Annotated in this window: 14 protein-coding genes; all 14 read right to left on the minus strand. The window is 70.1% G+C overall.

Going from position 1 to position 17604, the window contains the following annotated elements; translation table 11 throughout:
* Window positions 1-77: 77 nt before the first annotated feature.
* The 14 genes from obgE to BDW27_RS04765 all read right to left on the minus strand — a co-directional run bounded on the left by obgE (window position 78) and on the right by BDW27_RS04765 (window position 17587).
* Complete coding sequence (gene obgE, locus BDW27_RS04700; protein ID WP_017545214.1) at window positions 78-1442, minus strand: GTPase ObgE; 1365 nt, start codon at window positions 1440-1442, stop codon at window positions 78-80.
* 139 nt (window positions 1443-1581) lie between these two features.
* The gene (gene rpmA / locus BDW27_RS04705; protein ID WP_026129380.1) at window positions 1582-1842 is read right to left on the minus strand and encodes a 50S ribosomal protein L27; all 261 of its coding nucleotides are present in this window, start codon (window positions 1840-1842) and stop codon (window positions 1582-1584) included.
* 13 nt (window positions 1843-1855) lie between these two features.
* Window positions 1856-2167 (minus strand): 50S ribosomal protein L21, encoded by a 312-nt coding sequence (rplU, locus tag BDW27_RS04710; protein ID WP_017545212.1) that lies wholly within the window; start codon window positions 2165-2167, stop codon window positions 1856-1858.
* A 279-nt stretch (window positions 2168-2446) separates the two neighbouring features.
* On the minus strand, window positions 2447-5578 hold the full coding sequence (locus BDW27_RS04715) for an Rne/Rng family ribonuclease (RefSeq protein ID WP_110048353.1): 3132 nt from the start codon (window positions 5576-5578) through the stop codon (window positions 2447-2449).
* Window positions 5579-5737: 159 nt separating this feature from the next.
* Complete coding sequence (locus BDW27_RS04720; protein WP_233515637.1) at window positions 5738-6520, minus strand: TIGR03936 family radical SAM-associated protein; 783 nt, start codon at window positions 6518-6520, stop codon at window positions 5738-5740.
* 615 nt (window positions 6521-7135) lie between these two features.
* Entirely contained in the window at window positions 7136-9073 is a 1938-nt protein-coding gene (locus BDW27_RS04725) for a TIGR03960 family B12-binding radical SAM protein (protein WP_017545209.1), read from the minus strand.
* A gap of 113 nt (window positions 9074-9186) precedes the next feature.
* Window positions 9187-10371 (minus strand): rod shape-determining protein RodA, encoded by a 1185-nt coding sequence (rodA, locus tag BDW27_RS04730; RefSeq protein WP_110048355.1) that lies wholly within the window; start codon window positions 10369-10371, stop codon window positions 9187-9189.
* Entirely contained in the window at window positions 10371-12503 is a 2133-nt protein-coding gene (mrdA, locus tag BDW27_RS04735) for a penicillin-binding protein 2 (protein WP_110048356.1), read from the minus strand. The genes rodA and mrdA overlap by 1 nt, the downstream gene beginning before the upstream one ends.
* A gap of 4 nt (window positions 12504-12507) precedes the next feature.
* On the minus strand, window positions 12508-13062 hold the full coding sequence (mreD, locus tag BDW27_RS04740) for a rod shape-determining protein MreD (RefSeq protein WP_110048357.1): 555 nt from the start codon (window positions 13060-13062) through the stop codon (window positions 12508-12510).
* Window positions 13059-13958, minus strand: coding sequence for a rod shape-determining protein MreC (gene mreC / locus BDW27_RS04745; protein ID WP_017545206.1), 900 nt, complete (start codon window positions 13956-13958; stop codon window positions 13059-13061). Before mreC ends, mreD begins: the two co-directional genes overlap by 4 nt.
* Window position 13959: 1 nt before the next feature.
* The gene (locus BDW27_RS04750) at window positions 13960-14994 is read right to left on the minus strand and encodes a rod shape-determining protein (RefSeq protein ID WP_026129377.1); all 1035 of its coding nucleotides are present in this window, start codon (window positions 14992-14994) and stop codon (window positions 13960-13962) included.
* A 232-nt stretch (window positions 14995-15226) separates the two neighbouring features.
* Window positions 15227-15631, minus strand: a complete 405-nt coding sequence (gene ndk / locus BDW27_RS04755) for a nucleoside-diphosphate kinase (protein WP_110048358.1) — start codon at window positions 15629-15631, stop codon at window positions 15227-15229.
* A gap of 211 nt (window positions 15632-15842) precedes the next feature.
* The gene (locus BDW27_RS04760; RefSeq protein ID WP_110048359.1) at window positions 15843-16211 is read right to left on the minus strand and encodes a DUF4233 domain-containing protein; all 369 of its coding nucleotides are present in this window, start codon (window positions 16209-16211) and stop codon (window positions 15843-15845) included.
* A 26-nt stretch (window positions 16212-16237) separates the two neighbouring features.
* A complete protein-coding gene (locus tag BDW27_RS04765; RefSeq protein WP_110048360.1) occupies window positions 16238-17587 on the minus strand; it encodes a folylpolyglutamate synthase/dihydrofolate synthase family protein in 1350 nt (449 codons plus the stop codon).
* Between the last annotated feature and the right edge of the window lie 17 nt (window positions 17588-17604).

Here is a 17604-nt window from a genome sequence, read left to right on the forward strand (position 1 = left end):
ACGGCGCCCTCCCGAGCGCCGTGCTCGTACCTTGTCTGGGTCCGGCTGGTGTGTGGAGCGGTCGGTCCCCGCGCGGGTCAGCCCAGCCGGGCGTCGGTTCCGCGCGGGCCGGACGGGACGACCTCGGCGTCCATCGAGTTGTCCCAGTCGAAGACCACGGCGTCCTCGTCCGTGCCGATCTGCACCTCGGCGCCCTGGGTGGCACCGGCCTTGGCCAGCGCCTCCTCGATGCCGAGGCGGTTGAGCCGCTCGGCCAGGTAGCCGACGGCCTCGTCGTTGGAGAAGTCGGTCTGACGCACCCACCGGGCGGGCTTGTCACCGCGCACCTGGAAGGAGTTGTCGCCGAGCGGCACGACCTCGAAGGGGACGTCCCCGATCATCTTCGGGCGCAGCACGATGCGGGTGGGCTCCTCGACCGGTGCGGCCTGACGGGCCGCCGCCACCTGCTCGGCCAGGGCGAAGGAGAGTTCGCGCAGACCCTCACGGGAGGCCGCGGAGACCTCCATCACCTTGTAGCCGCGCTCCTCCAGCATGGGGGTGACCATGTCGGCGAGGTCGCGGGCCTCGGGGACGTCCACCTTGTTCAGGGCGACGATGCGCGGGCGGTCGGACAGGTCCACCCCGGCCTGCTCGCTGTAGGCGGACAGCTCCGCCTCCAGGGCGTCGAGGTCGCTGACCGGGTCGCGGCCCTGCTCGTAGGTGGCGCAGTCCAGGACGTGCAGCAGGGTGGAGCAGCGCTCGATGTGGCGCAGGAACTCCAGGCCCAGGCCCTTGCCCGCGCTCGCACCGGGGATCAGGCCGGGCACATCGGCGATGACGTACTGGGTCGCGCCCGCCTCCACCACTCCCAGGTTCGGGATGAGGGTGGTGAACGGGTAGTCGGCGATCTTGGGCCGGGCCGCCGACATCGCCGCGATCAGCGACGACTTCCCGGCGCTGGGGAAGCCCACCAGGCCGACGTCGGCGATGGTCTTCATCTCCAGGCGCACGTCGAAGGCCTCGCCCTCCTCGCCCTTGAGGGCGAAGCCGGGGGCCTTGCGCTTCTTGGAGGCCAGCGCGGCGTTGCCCAGGCCGCCACTGCCGCCCTGGGCCAGGACCAGGCGGGTGCCGTGGCCGACCAGGTCGGCGATGACCTCCCCGTCGCCCTTGGTGACCACGGTGCCGTCGGGGACGGTCAGGACCAGGTCCTGCCCCTTGGCTCCGGCCCGGTGGCCGCCCTGTCCCGGAGTGCCGTTCTGAGCGTTGCGGTGCGGACGGCGCTGGTAGTCCAGCAGCGTCGCGGACTGGGCGTCGACCTCCAGGACGACGTCGCCGCCCTGGCCGCCGTTGCCGCCGTCCGGGCCGCCCAGCGGCTTGAACTTCTCACGGTGCACGGAGGCACAGCCATGCCCGCCGTTCCCGGCCTTGACGTGCAAGACCGCCTCGTCGACGAAGTCAGGCATAGCTCTCCCCGTTACTCTTGCGGTCCCCGCCACCCGGCGTGGACCGGTACTCCTCATGCGTCATCTCACCAGTGACAACGCGAAGGGCGGGCCAGTGTTCCCTGGCCCGCCCCCGAAAAACCGCTGTTGCCGGCGCAGCCTACTCGGCGGCGACCGGAACGATGTTGACGGCCTTGCGACCGCGGAAGTTGGCGAACTTGACCTCGCCATCGACCAGCGCGAACAGCGTGTCGTCGCCGCCACGGCCGACGTTCGCACCGGGGTGGAACTTGGTGCCGCGCTGACGGATCAGGATCTCACCGGCCGAGACGGCCTGACCGCCGAAGCGCTTCACGCCGAGGCGCTTGGCGTTCGAGTCACGACCGTTACGGCTGGACGAAGCGCCCTTCTTATGTGCCATTTCTCCAGGCCTCCTACTTCGCCGCGATGCCGGTGACGCGCACCTGGGTGTGCTTCTGGCGGTGACCCTGGCGCTTCTTGTAACCGGTCTTGTTCTTGTACTTCAGGATGTTGATCTTGGGGCCCTTGGTCTCGCCGAGGACCTCGGCGGTGACCGTGTAGCCGCTCAGCTTGTCGGCCTCGCTGATGACATTGTCACCGTCGACCACAAGGATGGGCTGCCACGTGAGGGTGGCGCCGGTCTCGTCGGAGACCCTGTCGATGTTCAGGACGTCATCGACAGACACCTTCTCCTGTCGGCCGCCCGCTCGCACGATCGCGTACACCGGGTAACTCTCTTCCTGCTCGCTCAACGAATAATGCGCTCACTCATGACCGTGATGCCACGATCCACGAATCGCCTGTAGCGGGGCGCGGGGATCTGAGGGAAACAAACCCACCTTGGTGGAGAGCACTGCGGTCTCGGGGCGCGCGAACATTTGGGGCGCGCCGACGCACCGTCCATCAGATTACCACCGACCCGACACAGGCCCGCACACGTGCCCTGGCCCGGACCCGTTCACGAACGGGTCCGGGCCAGACTGCTGTCCCGCCTCGACCGCTGATCAGCGGACGTCGACCGCGGTGGACTCACTGGTCTGTGAGGTCACCGCCGCCTTGGTCCGCCGCGTACGGCGGCGCTTGGGCCGCTCGGTGGCGCCGTCGGCGTCACCCTCCGCGGTGGCGGGTGTCTCGGTGGCGTCGGAGTCCGAGACCTGCTCGGCACCGCTCGCCGGTGTCTGCTCACCCTCACCGCTGTCGGCCGGGGCCGCCTTGCGGGTGCTGGTGCGCCGACGGGTCTTCCTGGCCGGGGCCTCCTCGGCCACAGGGGCCTCAGCGGGCTCCTCAGCCGGCTTGTCCTCCGACACGGACCCCTCGGCCGCCTCAGTGGGCTCGGCGACCTTCTTCGCACGCGAGGAGCGCTTACGCGTCTTCTTCGCGGGAGCGGCCTCCTCGGCGGCCGGAGCCTCGGCCGGAGCGGACTCGCCAGAGGGAGCCGACTCGGGCTGGTCGGCTCCGGCGGCCACCGGCTCCGCTGCCTTGCGGCCACGGCTCTTCCTGGTGGTCTTCTCCGCCTTCTCCGCCTTGGCGGGCTTCTCGGCCTGCTCGACGGGCTGGTCGGCCGCCTCCTCGCCGTTCACGGGGAGGTCGTCGCCGTCCTGCTTGTCGGACCTGTCCGCCTTGCCCGAGGCGTCCTTGTCACCCGAGGACGCCTTGTCCCCGGTCGACTCGGCGTCGCCCTTGCCCTTCTTCTTCTTGCGTCCGCCGGTGCCGCCACCGCCGCCGCCCTTGTTCTCCACCGGGTCGCCGGAGAGCAGCAGGCCGCGACCGTTGCAGTGGTCACAGGTGTGCGAGAAGGCTTCGAGCAGGCCCTGGCCGACCCTCTTACGGGTCATCTGCACCAGTCCGAGCGAGGTGACCTCGGCCACCTGGTGCTTGGTCCGGTCACGGGACAGGCACTCCAGCATCCGGCGCAGCACCAGGTCCCGGTTGGACTCCAGCACCATGTCGATGAAGTCGATGACGATGATGCCGCCGATGTCACGCAGGCGGAGCTGGCGGACGATCTCCTCGGCCGCCTCCAGGTTGTTCTTGGTGACCGTCTCCTCGAGGTTGCCGCCCTGACCGGTGAACTTGCCGGTGTTGACGTCGACCACGGTCATGGCCTCGGTGCGGTCGATGATCAGCGAACCGCCGCTGGGCAGCCAGACCTTGCGCTCCAGGGCCTTGTTGATCTGCTCGTCGATCCGGTACGCGGAGAAGACGTCGCGGTCCTCGTCCCAGTGCGACAGCCGCTCGGAGAGGTTGGGCGCCACGTAGTCCACGTACTCGTGGACGGTGGTCCAGGCCTCGTCGCCGGAGACGACCAGGCTGGAGAAGTCCTCGTTGAAGACGTCGCGCACCACGCGCACCGTCAGGTCCGGCTCACTGTTGAGCAGGGACGGGGCGTTGGCCGACTTGGACTTGCGCTTGATCGAGTCCCACTGCTTGGCCAGACGCGTGATGTCGCGCTCCAGCTCCTCCTCGCTGGCGCCCTCGGCGGCCGTGCGCACGATCACACCGGCACCGGAGGGCATCACCTTCTTGAGGATGGTCTTGAGGCGCGCGCGCTCCTTGTCCGGGAGCTTGCGGCTGATGCCGGTCATCGAACCGCCGGGCACGTACACGAGGTAGCGGCCGGGCAGGCTGATCTGGCTGGTCAGGCGAGCACCCTTGTGGCCGACCGGGTCCTTGGTGACCTGCACCAGGACCGACTGGCCGGACTTGAGTACCGACTCGATGCGCTTGGGCTGGCCGTCCAGGCCGAACGAGTCCCAGTTGACCTCGCCCGCGTACAGCACGGCGTTGCGGCCCTTGCCGATGTCGACGAAGGCGGCCTCCATCGACGGCAGGACGTTCTGCACCCGGCCCAGGTACACGTTGCCCACGTAGGAACGGTGGGTGGCGCGGTCGACGTAGTGCTCGACCAGGATGTCGTCCTCGAGGACGGCGATCTGGGTGCGGTCGCCGGTCCGGCGCACGACCAGGTCGCGCTTGACCGCCTCACGGCGGGCCAGGAACTCGGACTCGGTGACGATGGGCGCGCGGCGGCGGCCCTGCTCGCGCCCCTCGCGGCGGCGCTGCTTCTTGGCCTCGAGGCGGGTGGAGCCGCGGACCGCCTGCACCTCGTTCTCGATGGGCCGTTCCTGGCGCGGCTCGCGCACCTTGACCACGGTGTTCGGCGGGTCGTCGTTGGTGGAGTCGCCCCCGGATCCCGAACGCCGACGACGGCGACGACGGCGACGGCTGCCGCCGCGCTCGCCCTCGGCGGACTCGTCCTCGGAGTCGTCCTCCTCGGCGGCCGCCCGGTCGTCCCCGCGCTGGTCCCTGGTGTCGTCCTCGGACGCGGCGGAGTCGCCTTCGTCGTTGTCGGAGTCCTCCGCGCCGCGCGAGCGACCGCGTCCACGGCCGCCGCGGCGGCGACGGCGACGGCTGGGGCGCTCGTCGGAGCCCGTCTCCTCGGCGGGGGCCTCGGCCGACTCGTCCTCGGTGTCGTCCTCGTCCTCGTCCGTTTCGGTGTCGGCTTCGACCACCGGCTCGGCCTTGGGGCGGGTCTGGACGGCGGCACTGGCCACCGGGGGCTGGAAGAGCATGGCGCCGGGAGGCTGGAAGACGGCGCCGCCGGTCTCGGCGGGGGCCTCCTCGGTCTCCTCGACGGCCTCCGGGGCGGGTGCCTCGACGGTCTTGGCGGAGCGGGAGCGTGTCCTTCCGCGCGTACGGCCGCGTCCGGTCTCCTTGGGCTCCTTGGCGTCGCCCGCGGTCTCGGCGGGCTCCTTCACCTCAGCGGGCTCCGGAGCGGGCGCGCTCGCCTTCTCGGCCGTGGCGCGGGCACGCGTGCGGCGCTGCGCGGCGGCCGGGGCGTCGTCCGGACGGCCCGCCGCGCGCACGGTGCGCTTGCGGGAGCTCGCGGACACCGAGGTGTTGACGGTGCCGACCTCTCCGGAACCGGCCAGTTTGGTGACCGGCGCGGTGGGCGCGGAGAAGACGTCGTCGGGCTCGGGGGGTGGTCCTGCCGCGCGGCGAGCGCCCTTGGCCGGCGCGGGTGTGGTCACCCGCACCGCACCGTCCCCCGCAGGGGGCGCCGCCGCCGTGTTCTCGGTTGTTTCAGTTGTACCCGCGGCGCCTTCGGCACCGTTGTTGGGCTCGTTCTCGAGCATCCGGGCGGTCTCCCGTCAAAGCACTCGGGCGCACCGCGACCTCATCGGTCGGTGGCGCGGCTCACGAGCGCTGTCGTCGCTGTGTCAGCGCCGACGACACCGGTGTGCCGTCGGGGCAAAGTCCTGTGGTTTCGCCCATGTTCCCCACTTTGGGGCCCTTCATGACGAAGATCCCGTCATGGGCGATGACGTCCGTGGTGAGCGGGTGCGTCGATCGTTCTTCTGGTCGTGCGCGGTCCCGGCGCTCTCAGTGATGGGAGCCTCGGGTCGGTCCGCGTCGAACGGATCAGCGATCACACCTGTCGCCTCGTCCAGTGGCCCCTGCGCCAGCCTGGTCATCGTCGGTGATGACGGCGGCGCGAGGTCGGCCAGTTGGCGGAGGCCGGTCAGCACGTCGTCTGGTCGTACAGCAGGTGTCGTGTGCCGTATGACCATTCGAAGTATGGCATATGTCGCGTGTCGGTCCCCTGGGACGCGCCCATGGGATCGGTGACACACGTCGATATCGAGGACGGCCGGGCGGGTGTCGAAGCGGCGTCGGCCCTTCTTCGTCATCCGTTCCACCTCGACGCTCTCGGCGGCCAGATAGGTGGCCACCGCCCTGGCGGCGTCGTCGGGGTCGACGTCCGCCATCTCCACGCGCCACTGAGAGGCCTCGAGCCGGTCGGCCAGGCCGTGGGTCCCGGCCTCGACGACCTCGATCACGTCGATCCCGTCGGGCATCGCCGCGTCGATCGCGGTCCTGACCTGTTCGGGTCGGCGTGCCTCGGCCAGGGTGAGCTCAAGATACTCCGCCTCGCTGGCGACCCCGGTGGGGGCCGCACCGGTGTAGGAGATCTTGGGGTGTGGTGAGAAGCCAGCGGAGAAGGCCACGGGAACCGAGGCCCTGCGCAGGGCTCTCTCCAGTACCCGGGCTATGTCCCGGTGGCTCGCGAAGCGCATGCGTCCACGTTTGGCGTAGCGGACGCGCAGCCTCTGGCCGGGGTTGGCGGTGGAGGGTGAGGTGGTGCCCTCGTGTGCGGGGGGCAGCTCAACTCCTTTCCTCAGTGCCCCCTTGGTTCAGGGCCGTCTGTGGCGGCCCTCAGGGGCTGTTCCTCGTCCTGTTCAGCGTACGGTGCGCCGAAGTGCACACGAGCCAAGCGGGACACGCATACCGGTACCTCCCCCGACGGCCCCCGATCGAAAAGTCCCGACCGGGTCCGAGCGGGCACTGAACCGGCGTTCACCACCAGAACACGGGGGTGCGGAAAAAAAATCCAAAGAAATCCCGCAACCATGGCAACCCCCGGTATCCCCCGCGAGTCTTACTTCACGTACGGCCCGGCGCGAGCGGGGCGCCGGGCCGTACACCTTCTCCCCCGGACGCTCCCCCGGTGCCAACGGCACACGACGAGGTCGAGCCACACCGCGGAGGGCGCCCGGAGCGCGAATCCTACTCCCTTTCCCCCATCACACACTGATTGCCCCGGTTCCCGGGTGCGGTCGCCGTACCCACGAACCTCACCAGCCCCTCGCGGGACCGGCCCCGCCCCCGGCGGGACCGGCCCGGCCCCCGTCTCAGACCACGGTCAGGGGCAGCATCGGGCGGCCCCCGGCCTGGTCGTTGATCTGGATCTCGGTGCCCATGGTGGGACACACACCGCAGTCGTAGCAGGGGTTCCAACGGCAGTCGTCGATCTCCAGGGACTCCTCGCCGTGCAGTGAGTCCTGCCAGTCCTGCCAGAGCCAGGAGCGGTCCAGCCCGGCGTCGAGGTGGTCCCACGGCAGGACCTCGTCCTCGTCGCGCTCACGGGTGGTGAACCAGTCCACGTCCACACCGGTCCCGGCCAGCCCGGCCTCGGCCGCCCTCATCCAGCGGTCGTAGGAGAAGTGCTCGCTCCAGCCGTCGAACCGGCCGCCCGCGAGCCACACCTCCTCGACGATCCGGCCGACCCGGCGGTCGCCCCGGGACAGCAGGCCCTCCATGATCGACGGACGTCCCTCGTGGTAGCGCAGCCCGATGGACTTCCCGTACCTGCGGTCGCCGCGGATCCGGTCCCGTAGCCTGCGCAGCCGGGCGTCCACGTCCTGGTGCGAGGTCTGGGCCGCCCACTGGAACGGGGTCTGCGGCTTGGGGACGAACCCGCCGATGGAGACGGTGCAGCGGATGTCCTTGCGCCCGGTCACCTCGCGGCCGGTCCGGATCACCTCGGTGGCGAGGTCCGCGATGGCCAGGACGTCCTCGTCCTCCTCGGTGGGGAGTCCGCACATGAAGTAGAGCTTCACCTGGCGCCACCCGGCCGCGTAGGCGGCGGTGACGGTGCGGATGAGGTCCTCCTCGGTGACCATCTTGTTGATCACCCGGCGCATGCGTTCGCTGCCGCCCTCGGGGGCGAAGGTCAGCCCGGAGCGGCGGCCGTTCCGCGTGAGTTCGTTGGCGAGGTCGATGTTAAAGGCGTCCACGCGGGTGGAGGGCAGGGACAGGCCGGTGTTGGTGCCCTCGTAGTGGTCGGCGAGGTTGCGGGCGATGTCACCGATCTCACTGTGGTCCGCGCTGGAGAGCGAGAGCAGACCCACCTCCTGGAAGCCGGAGGCCTTCACCCCCTCCTCCACCATCCTCTGGACGGTCTCCTGGTTGCGCTCGCGCACGGGCCGGGTGATCATCCCGGCCTGACAGAACCGGCAGCCGCGCGTGCAGCCCCGGAAGATCTCCACGCTGTACCGCTCGTGCACCGACTCCGCCGTGGGGACGATGGGCCGCTTCGGGTACGGCCACTGGTCGAGGTCCATCACGGTGTGCTTCTGCACGGTGTCCGGCACACCGGCGCGGTTGGGCGCGTACCCGGCGATCCGCCCGTCGTCGAGGTAGGCCACGTCGTAGAAGCGCGGCACGTACACCCCGCCGGTGGCGGCCAGCCGCAGGAGGAGGCCGTCCCGTCCGCCGGGGGCGCCCTCCTCCTTGAACTCGCGGATGATCTCGGTGATGGCGAGAGTGATCTCCTCGCCGTCACCGAGCACCACGGCGTCCAGGAAGTCGGCGATGGGCTCGGGGTTGAACGCGGAGTGGCCCCCGGCCAGGACGACCGGGTCCTCCTCGGTGCGGTCCGCGGTGCGGCGCGGGATGCCCGCCAGGTCCAGCGCGGTGAGCATGTTGGTGTAGCCCATCTCGCTGGCGAAGCTCAGACCGAGGACGTCGAAGGCGCGGATCGGCCGGTGGGAGTCCACGGTGAAGTGCGGGACGCGGTGCTCGCGCATCAGCCGTTCCATGTCCGGCCAGACCGCGTAGGCGCGCTCGGCCAGCACGCCCTCGCGTTCGTTGAGGACCTCGTAGAGGATCTGCACGCCCTGGTTGGGCACTCCCACCTCGTAGGCGTCCGGATACATCAGCGCCCAGCGCACCCGCGCGGAGTCCCAGGGCTTGACCACGGAGTTGAGCTCACCGCCCACGTACTGGATCGGCTTGCTCACCTGGGGCAGCAGGGCTTCGAGACGCGGGAAGAGGCTTTCGACGGACATGGTGTGGGCCTTCGATCGGCGGACATCGTGTCTGGCTGGATCACACCAGGTTAGCCGCCCGGGGTCCTCACGGACCGGTCATCCACAGGCCCGTCCGGGGTCGTTCGCGCTGATCAGAACTCGAAGCCCCGGTCCCGGGAGTTCACACCCAGCACCAGGCCGAGTGCCAGCATGTTCGCGAGGATCGCCGTGCCGCCGTAGGACACGAACGGCAGCGGCAGACCGGTCACCGGCAGGATGCCCAGGCCCATCCCGATGTTGATGAAGGCCTGGAACCCGAACCAGGAGGCCACCCCGACGCACAGCAGGCGCGGGTAGGGCTGGTCGCACCCCTGGGCGATGCGCAGGATCCGCCAGATCACCACGGCGAACAACACGATGATCGCCCCGGAGCCGACGAAGCCCAGCTCCTCCCCCGCCACCGTGAAGATGAAGTCGGTGTGCTGTTCGGGAACGAACCGTCCGTGTGTCTGCTCCCCCTGGAACAGCCCGGTCCCGTCGAAACCGCCCGACCCCACGGCGATCAGCGCCTGCGCGGAGTTGTAGCCCGCGCCCTGCGGGTCGGCCGCCGGGTCCATCAGGGTCGCGATCCGGTCCAGCTGGTAGGGCTCCAGCAGGTCGAACCACCACACGGCCAGCGCCGCCAGCGCGCCGCAGGACAGCATGCCCGCCACCCACACGACCGGGGCCCCGGACAGCGTGAGCATGCCGAGGAAGATCGCGCACAGGACCAGGCTGGTCCCGAGGTCGGGCTGGAGCATGACGAGCCCGAGCGGGATCGCCATCACCAGGAGGCAGAACAGCACGTCCCTGGTCATCGGCCGGGTCTCGCCGTCCCGGGGCTCACCGAGAAGAGTGGCCAGGACCAGGATCAGGCCGACCTTGGCCAGCTCACTGGGCTGGAACTGGAATCCGCCGATCACGATCCAGCCGCGCGAACCGTTGATCACGGCGCCCAGGGGCGTGAGCACCAGGACGAGGGTGACCACCGAGAACCCGTAGGCGATCGGCGCGTAGGCGCGGACCGTCCGGTAGTCCACCGCTGCCAGGATCAGGCACACCACCACGGCCACGGCGAGGTGGACCAGGTGGCGCACGAGGTGGTCCAGGGACTCCAGCGGGTCGCCCCCGTCGCCCGGCAGGGTCGCCGACCACACCAGCAGCGATCCGATCCCGGCGAGCGCCAGCACGGAGGCGATCAGGACCCAGTCGAGGCGGCGCGCCCCGCCCGCCGCAGTGCTGAGGGTCCGCCCCAGGTCGTTCTGGCGCCGGGGCGGGCCTCCCATGTTCGTGATCATCAGGGCTCCAGCGTCTCGATGGAACCGTCCTGGCGGACGACCGGCAGTTCGGTGTGCGGCTTGCCGCCGGGCAGCAGCGGCTTGCCCTCCTTCACGTCCTCGGTGTCACCGGCGGACGAGAACCCGTACAGGCCCTCGTAGATCTCGCGGGCGATCGGCGCGGCGGTCTCACCGCCGGTACCACCCTGGGAGACCAGGACGACGATGGCGTACTGCGGATCGTCCACCGGCGCGTAGGAGGCGAACCAGGACGACACCTGGCGGCCCTGCGCGTCGGCACTGCCGGTCTTGCCCGCGACGGCGACCTTGTCCTGCGGGAAGTCGGAGAAGGCGCCACCACCGGTACCGGACGTGGTCACCTCCGCCAGGGCCTCCTGGAGGTACTTGATGGTCTCGTCGCTGACCGGGACCTCGTTCTTGACCGTGGGCTCGATCGGATCGACCTTCGAGCCGTCGGCCGCGACCATGGCCTTGGCCACGCGGGGCTCGTACAGTGTGCCGCCGTTGGCGATGGACGCGTAGGCGCTGGCCAGCTGGAGCGGGCTGACGAGGACGTCACCCTGGCCGATCGAGAAGTTGATCGCCTCGCTGGCCCTCCACTCGAAACCCTCCACGCAGTGCTCATGGGCGAGCTGCTTGAGGTAGGCGGCCTGGGACGGGTCGCTCTCGGCGATCTCCGGGTAGCCGTCCTCGGCACGCTTGCAGTTGACCTCCCGGGTCTCCTCCCAGAAGGTGCGCTTCCACTCGCGGTCGGGGATGCGGCCACCGGTCTCGTACGGCAGGTCGACGCCGGTGGGCGAGCCGAACCCGTAGCCGCGCGCCATGTCGGCCATGGCCTCCTCGGGGTCGCCGTCCGGGTGGAGTCCGCCGTCCTTGGACCACATCTGGTAGCCGAAGTTGTAGAACACGGTGTTGCAGGAGGCGATGATCGCCTGCTTCAGGGTGATGCTGCCCTGACCCGCGCCCGCGTAGTTCTCGTAGTTCTGACCGGCAAGGTTGACCGAGCCGGGGCAGGCGTAGCTGCTGCGCAGCGAGTACCCGTTCTCGACGGCGGCCGACAGCGACGACACCTTGAAGGTGGAGCCGGGCGGGTACGTGCCTTGGACGGCGCGGGAGAGCAGCGGCTCTCCGGCCTCCTCGCTGAGCATGGCGTCGAAGGTCTCCTGGTCGATGCCGCCGTCCCAGATGGTGGGGTCGTAGGTGGGCAGACTGGCCATGGCCACGACCCCGCCGTTGGTGACGTCCAGGACGACCGCGGCGCCGGAGTCGGCCTTGTACTTGGGCCGGGCGCCCTCCATGCCCCGGGCCAGCGCCTCCTCGGCGACCTTCTGGACGTTCATGTCCATGTGGGTCACCAGGTGCATGCCAGCTTCGGGGAGGCGCTCGGAGATCACGTCCATGATCTCGCCGTGGTTGTTGACGCCCAGGGTGCGCAGCCCGGCGTTGCCGCGCAACTCCTTGTCGTAGACGGCCTCCAGGCCGTCACGGCCCACCATGTCGATCCCGGTGAACTGGGTGCGCAGCTCCTCGCGCGCCTCCAACTCCTCCTGGGTGACGGGCTGGAGGTAGCCGAGCATCTGGCCCGCGTGGTCGCCGTAGGGGTACTCGCGCACGGCTTGGGCCTGCGCGGTGATCCCCGGGAAGTCGTCGGCGCGCTCCATGATCTGGAGCGCGACCGGGCCCTCCACGTCCTCGGCGAGGGTGACGGGCTGGTAGGGCGACCCGGGCCAGCAGGGACGCTGGACCTCGGGACCGCACAGGCGCATGCGCTGCTGGAGTTCCTCAAGGGGGACGTCGAGGACGCCGGAGAGGTCGCTGAGGACCTTCTCCCCGCCGTCCTTCATCCCCTGGAGCTGGTGGTAGTCGGCCGAGACCAGGAGTTCGGTCTTGTTGTTGACCACGACGCGGCCGCTGGAGTCGAGGATCTGCCCCCGGGTGGCGGGGACGACCAGTTCCTGGTGGTGGTTGGAGACGGCGAGCTCGCGGTAGTGGTCGGCCATGGGCACCTGGAGGTACCAGAGCCGGGCGACCAGGACCGCGAACAGGGCCAGCACCAGGAACTGGGCCAGGAAGAGTCCGAACCAGCCGAGCCTGCGGCCGGGACGCGACGGGTTGGTGGGCGGCTTGTGCACGGGGTCACCACCCTCTGATCGAGGTCGGCCCCTGGATGGTGGCGAAGTCGCTCTCCGCGAGCGAGGTGCGCACCCACAGGATCGGCAGGGTGACCACCGTGGCGAACAGGGCGGTCAGGAGCGCGCCGACGCCGACGCGGACGCTGACCACCGCGAGCGTGATGTTGGCGTCGCCCATCAGGAAGCCGATGAGCGCGTAGCTCAGCCCCACGCCCACCGCCGTGACGGCGGTGATGCCCAGGGCGGTCCAGTTCGAGACGGCGTTGCCCACCGCGCCGCCCAGTCCGGTGTTGGCTCGTAGCAGTGAGACGAGGTAGGCGGCCACGCACAGAACCAGGGCGTACCGGCCCATCGGGTGTTCGGCCGGGGGCAGGACGTCCATGGCCAGCCCCGCCGCGAAGCCGCACCCGGCGGCGGCCGCGGGGTTGGTGGTCAGGGCGACGGCGACGACCGCCGCGAGGACCAGGTCCGGGCCCCACTCGAAGGGCAGACGGTTGACGATGGTGGCCTGGGCGAGCACCGCGACGGCCACCAACAGCAGGGTCCCTGCGGTCCTCACTGGTCCCCCTCGGGGTCGGGTTTGGGCGGGAGCACGGAGTCGCGCGGGTCCTCGGCGGGGCCGGAGACGACCACACCCACCATGTCCAGGGACGCGAAGTCCACGGCCGGGGTGATGCGGGCGATCCGGCTCAGCGCCCCGGGCGCCACGTGGACCTCGTCGACGGTGCCGATGGGCACCCCCGGCACGAAGGGCGCGCCGTCGTGTGAGCCGAGCGTGAGCACGCGGTCCCCCTCGTCGATGGGGGCCTCCATGTCGAAGAGCTCCAGGGTGAGGTCGGCCTCGGGGCCGCCCGGCACGCTGCCTCCGCTGATCGCGCCGATCTTGCTGGTCTTCTCGAGCCGCGCGCCGACAGTCGAGTTGACGTCGGTGGCGAGCTTGACGGTGGCGAGTCGGGGCCCGGCCTCGATCACCCGTCCGACCAGGCCGGAGCCGCTGACGACGGTCATGTCGGGGCGGATCCCGGAGTCGGTGCCCGCGTCGATGGTGACGGTGTGCGCGTAGCCCTGCGCCGTGGTGCGGGTGACGGCCTGGGCCGGGACGATCTCGTAGCCGCCCAGACCGGACAGGTGCAGGAGCTCGTCGAGCTGGTCCGCGCGTCCCTCGTCGAGTCGGGCCGCCTGGAGGTCCGACTCCAGTTCGGCGTTGGCGGCCTCCAGTTCGGCGACCCGGGCGGCCGACTTCGGACCCTGGCTCACGCCCTCGTAGAGCGTGGCGGCGGGCCCGGCGACCAGACCGACCGCGGTCGCGGTGGGGGCGAAGACGAGTTCGCCGCCGCCCCGGGCGACCGAGGTGACCGGGTTGCTGCCCGCCCGCGAGTCCAGGACCATCAGGACGACGGCCGCCACGACGAGCACGGCGAGGAACAGCCGGGACCGCGTGGAGTCGCGGAGCATGTCAACGCCGCCGTTCCGGGACGAGGACCTGGTGGAGGCGTTCGTAGTTCTCCACGCAGGTGCCCGAGCCCACGGCGACGGAGTCGAGCGCGTTGTCGGCCACGTGGATGGGCATTCCGGTCTCGTGGAGGAGACGGTCGTCGAGGCCGCGCAGCAGGGCGCCGCCGCCGGTGACCGCCACGCCCCGGTCCATGATGTCGCCGGAGAGTTCGGGCGGGCACTTGTCGAGGCTGGTGCGGACCGCGTCGATGATCGCGGTGACCGGCTCCTCGATGGCCTGGCGCACGTCGGACTCTGACAGGACGATGGTCTTGGGCAGCCCGCTGATGAGGTCGCGTCCGCGTACCTCCGCGTGCAGCTCCTCCGCGCCCGTGGGGTAGGCGGAGCCGATGGCGAGCTTGAGCTCCTCGGCGGTGCGCTCCCCGATCATCAGGGAGTACTCCTTCTTGATGAAGGTCATGATCGCCTGGTCGAGTTCGTCGCCGCCCACGCGGATGGACTGGGAGGTGACGATGCCGCCCATGGAGATGACGGCGACCTCGGTGGTGCCGCCGCCGATGTCGACCACCATGTTGCCGGTGGGCTCGTGGACCGGGAGCCCGGCGCCGATGGCCGCGGCCATGGGCTCCTCGATGATGTACACGCGGCGCGCCCCGGCCTGGTAGCCCGCCTCCTTGACCGCGCGGTGCTCGACCGAGGTGATGCCGCTCGGGACCGCGACGATGATGCGGGGCTTGGCGAAGTGGCGACGGCGGTGGATCTTCTGGATGAAGTACCGCAGCATGCGCTCGGTGACCTCGAAGTCGGCGATGACGCCGTCCTTGAGGGGGCGGATGGCAGTGATGTTGGTCGGCGTGCGGCCGATCATCTGCTTGGCCTCGATACCGACCGCCACGATCTTGCCGGTCGAGGTGTTGAGCGCGACCACGGAGGGCTCGTTCAGGACGATGCCGCGTCCGCGTACGTACACGAGTGTGTTGGCGGTACCAAGGTCTACGGCCATGTCCCGGCCGAGAAATGCAAGGTTGTTCGGCATGTAACGTCCTCAGAGGCGCCGTGTCGGGCGGGGACGCGCGGTCACGACCATACGTGGTCGTTCCAGCACGTTAAGTATCCAGTCCTCCGCATCGTAACGGTCAGCACTTAGTCCGTTACGCAAACACACCGAATTGTTGCCTCGTCACCGTACAAGGGTGAGAAAAGAAATGGTGTCCCGGGCGCTCACGCACCTCGGGACACCAAGACTAGGGCTCACAGGCCCGGAACCCCTACAGGTCGGGGAAGAACAGCTTGATCTCGCGGTCGGCGGAGTAGGTGGAGTCCGAGCCGTGGACGATGTTCTTCTGGACCTCCAGGGCGAAGTCGCCGCGGATCGTCCCGGGCGTGGCGGTCACCGGGTCGGTGGCGCCGGCCAGGGCGCGGAAGGCCTCGATGGCGCGCTCGCCCTCGACCACCATGGCGACCAGCGGACCACCGGTGATGAACTCCACCAGCGAGTCGAAGAACGGACGCGAGGCGTGCTCCTCGTAGTGCGTCTTCGCGGTGTCCGCGTCGAGCGTGCGCAGCTCCATCGCGACCAGGTTCAGGCCCTTGCGCTCGATGCGCGAGATGACCTCACCGACGATGTTGCGGCGGACACCGTCGGGCTTGATGAGAACGAGAGTGCGCTCCACGTGCGTTTCAACTCCTCATTGGGGACCCCCGCGTGGCACAAGGGGGCCTGGGCCCGCAGTGGCGAGCGCACGCGGTGGGGTGAACGGGTGTGTGACCGAGGCTCGGGGACGAGGCGGGGGGAGGTTCCGCCGTGCGGGTCCGCTCGTCTGCCCGGACGTGCGTCACACTATCGCGTTTGCTCCGTGGACGCGGGGGGAGAGCCCGATCGCCCTAGGACGGCCCGCCGACGCCCGCGCCCTCCTCCTGCTCGGCCCGTTCCTTATGGGCGGCGCGGACGGCGTCGACCCTGCGCCCCAGGATCACGCCGGTGACCCACAGGGACACGAACACGATCGCGACCAGGGGCGCCCCGGTGACCATGAAGGAGCTGAACAGGAAGGCCGCCTGGAGCACCCACGACGCGTAGTGCGCCCAGGTGTGCTTCTGGAGGCCGGACAGCAGCAGGGCGGCCAGCGCCATGCCGCCCCAGACACCGCCCGCCACGGCGGGGTCGGCACCCTCCAGGTTGATGGCGATCGGGATCGCCAGACCGATCACGACGGCCTCGAACACGAGGACTACGGCGCAGAGTGTACGCACGGCGTTCTCCCTTCGTCTGTGGGTCTTCAGTCCCCGGAACCGCGCAGCAGGTGGATCGCGTCGCCCGAGGTGACGACCGATCCGGTGACGAGCACGCCGGTTCCGCCGAACTCGCCGCCCGCCTCGGCCAGGCCCACGGCCTGGTCGATGGCGTCGTCGAGCCGCGCGGCCACGTGCACGCGGTCCTCGCCGAAGATCTGCCGGGCGATGTCGGTCAGCTGTGCCGGGTCGAGGGAACGAGGTGAGGAGTTGCGGGTGACCACGATCTCGTCGAGCAGTGGTTCGAGGGGTTCCAGGATGCCCTCGACGTCCTTGTCGGCCATGATCGCGATCACGCCGATCAGCCTGGAGAACGAGAAGGCCTCCTCCACGGCGGCGGCGGTGGCGATCATTCCGGCCGGGTTGTGGGCGGCGTCGGCGATGACGGTCGGGCTGGTGCGCACGACCTCCATGCGGCCCGGGGAGTCGATCCCGGCCAGGCCCTCGCCGACGATCACGGGGTCGAGTCCGGCCGCGTCCTCGGAGGCGGAGAAGGCCTCGACGGCCGCGATGGCGACCGCCGCGTTGCTGGCCTGGTGTTCGCCGAACAGCGACAGGAAGAGGTTGTCGTAGGTGCCGGTGAGGCCCTTGACGGCGACCTGCTGGCCGCCGACGGCGACCTCGCGGGAGGTCACGCCGAACTCCAGCCCCTCGCGGGCCACGGTGGACCCGACCTCGGCGGCGTGCCGGAGCAGGACCTCGGCGGCGGGAAGCGGCTGCTGCGCCATGACGGTGACCGAGCCGGGCTTGATGATTCCGGCCTTCTCCTCGGCGATGCCGTCGAGGGTGTCGGGCAGGTACTCGGTGTGGTCGATCCCGATGGGCGTGATCACTGCCACGTCGCCGTCGACGACGTTGGTGGCGTCCCAGCTGCCGCCCATGCCGACCTCCACCACGGCGACGTCCACGGGGGCGTCAGCGAACACGGCGTAGGCCATCACGGTGAGGATCTCGAAGAACGACAACCGGATGTCGCTCATCGAGTCGGCCATCTCCAGGTACGGCCGGATGTCGTCGTAGGCCTCGACGAACTCCTCCTGCGAGATCGGCTCGCCGTCGACGACGATCCGCTCCCGCACCGTCCGCAGGTGGGGGCTGGTGTAGCGGCCCACGCGCAGGCCTCGGCCGCGCACGAGCGCGTCGATCATCCGGGCGGTGGACGTCTTGCCGTTGGTCCCGGTGACGTGGATGACCCGGAAGTTGCGGTGCGGGTCACCCAGCAGGTCCAGGACCGTGCGGACACGGTCCAGAGTGGGGTCGATGTCGGATTCGGGCGCGCGGGAGAGAATCTCCGCGGTGACCTCGGCGTAGCGCTCGTGGGCGCCCGCGCCACTCACGGGGTCTCGGTGGTCGG

Source organism: Nocardiopsis sp. L17-MgMaSL7 (assembly GCF_003182025.1).
Taxonomy (GTDB): domain Bacteria; phylum Actinomycetota; class Actinomycetes; order Streptosporangiales; family Streptosporangiaceae; genus Nocardiopsis; species Nocardiopsis prasina.

Excerpts from the sequence above, each read along its gene's own strand:
- BDW27_RS04715 (WP_110048353.1), bottom strand. The coding sequence starts at position 5,578 with ATGCTCGAGAACGAGCCCAACAACGGTGCCGAAGGCGCCGCGGGTACA.
- obgE (WP_017545214.1), bottom strand. The coding sequence starts at position 1,442 with ATGCCTGACTTCGTCGACGAGGCGGTCTTGCACGTCAAGGCCGGGAAC.
- BDW27_RS04720 (WP_233515637.1), bottom strand. The coding sequence starts at position 6,520 with ATGCGCTTCGCGAGCCACCGGGACATAGCCCGGGTACTGGAGAGAGCC.
- BDW27_RS04725 (WP_017545209.1), bottom strand. The coding sequence starts at position 9,073 with ATGTCCGTCGAAAGCCTCTTCCCGCGTCTCGAAGCCCTGCTGCCCCAG.
- rodA (WP_110048355.1), bottom strand. The coding sequence starts at position 10,371 with ATGATCACGAACATGGGAGGCCCGCCCCGGCGCCAGAACGACCTGGGG.
- rpmA (WP_026129380.1), bottom strand. The coding sequence starts at position 1,842 with ATGGCACATAAGAAGGGCGCTTCGTCCAGCCGTAACGGTCGTGACTCG.
- mreC (WP_017545206.1), bottom strand. The coding sequence starts at position 13,958 with ATGCTCCGCGACTCCACGCGGTCCCGGCTGTTCCTCGCCGTGCTCGTC.
- BDW27_RS04750 (WP_026129377.1), bottom strand. The coding sequence starts at position 14,994 with ATGCCGAACAACCTTGCATTTCTCGGCCGGGACATGGCCGTAGACCTT.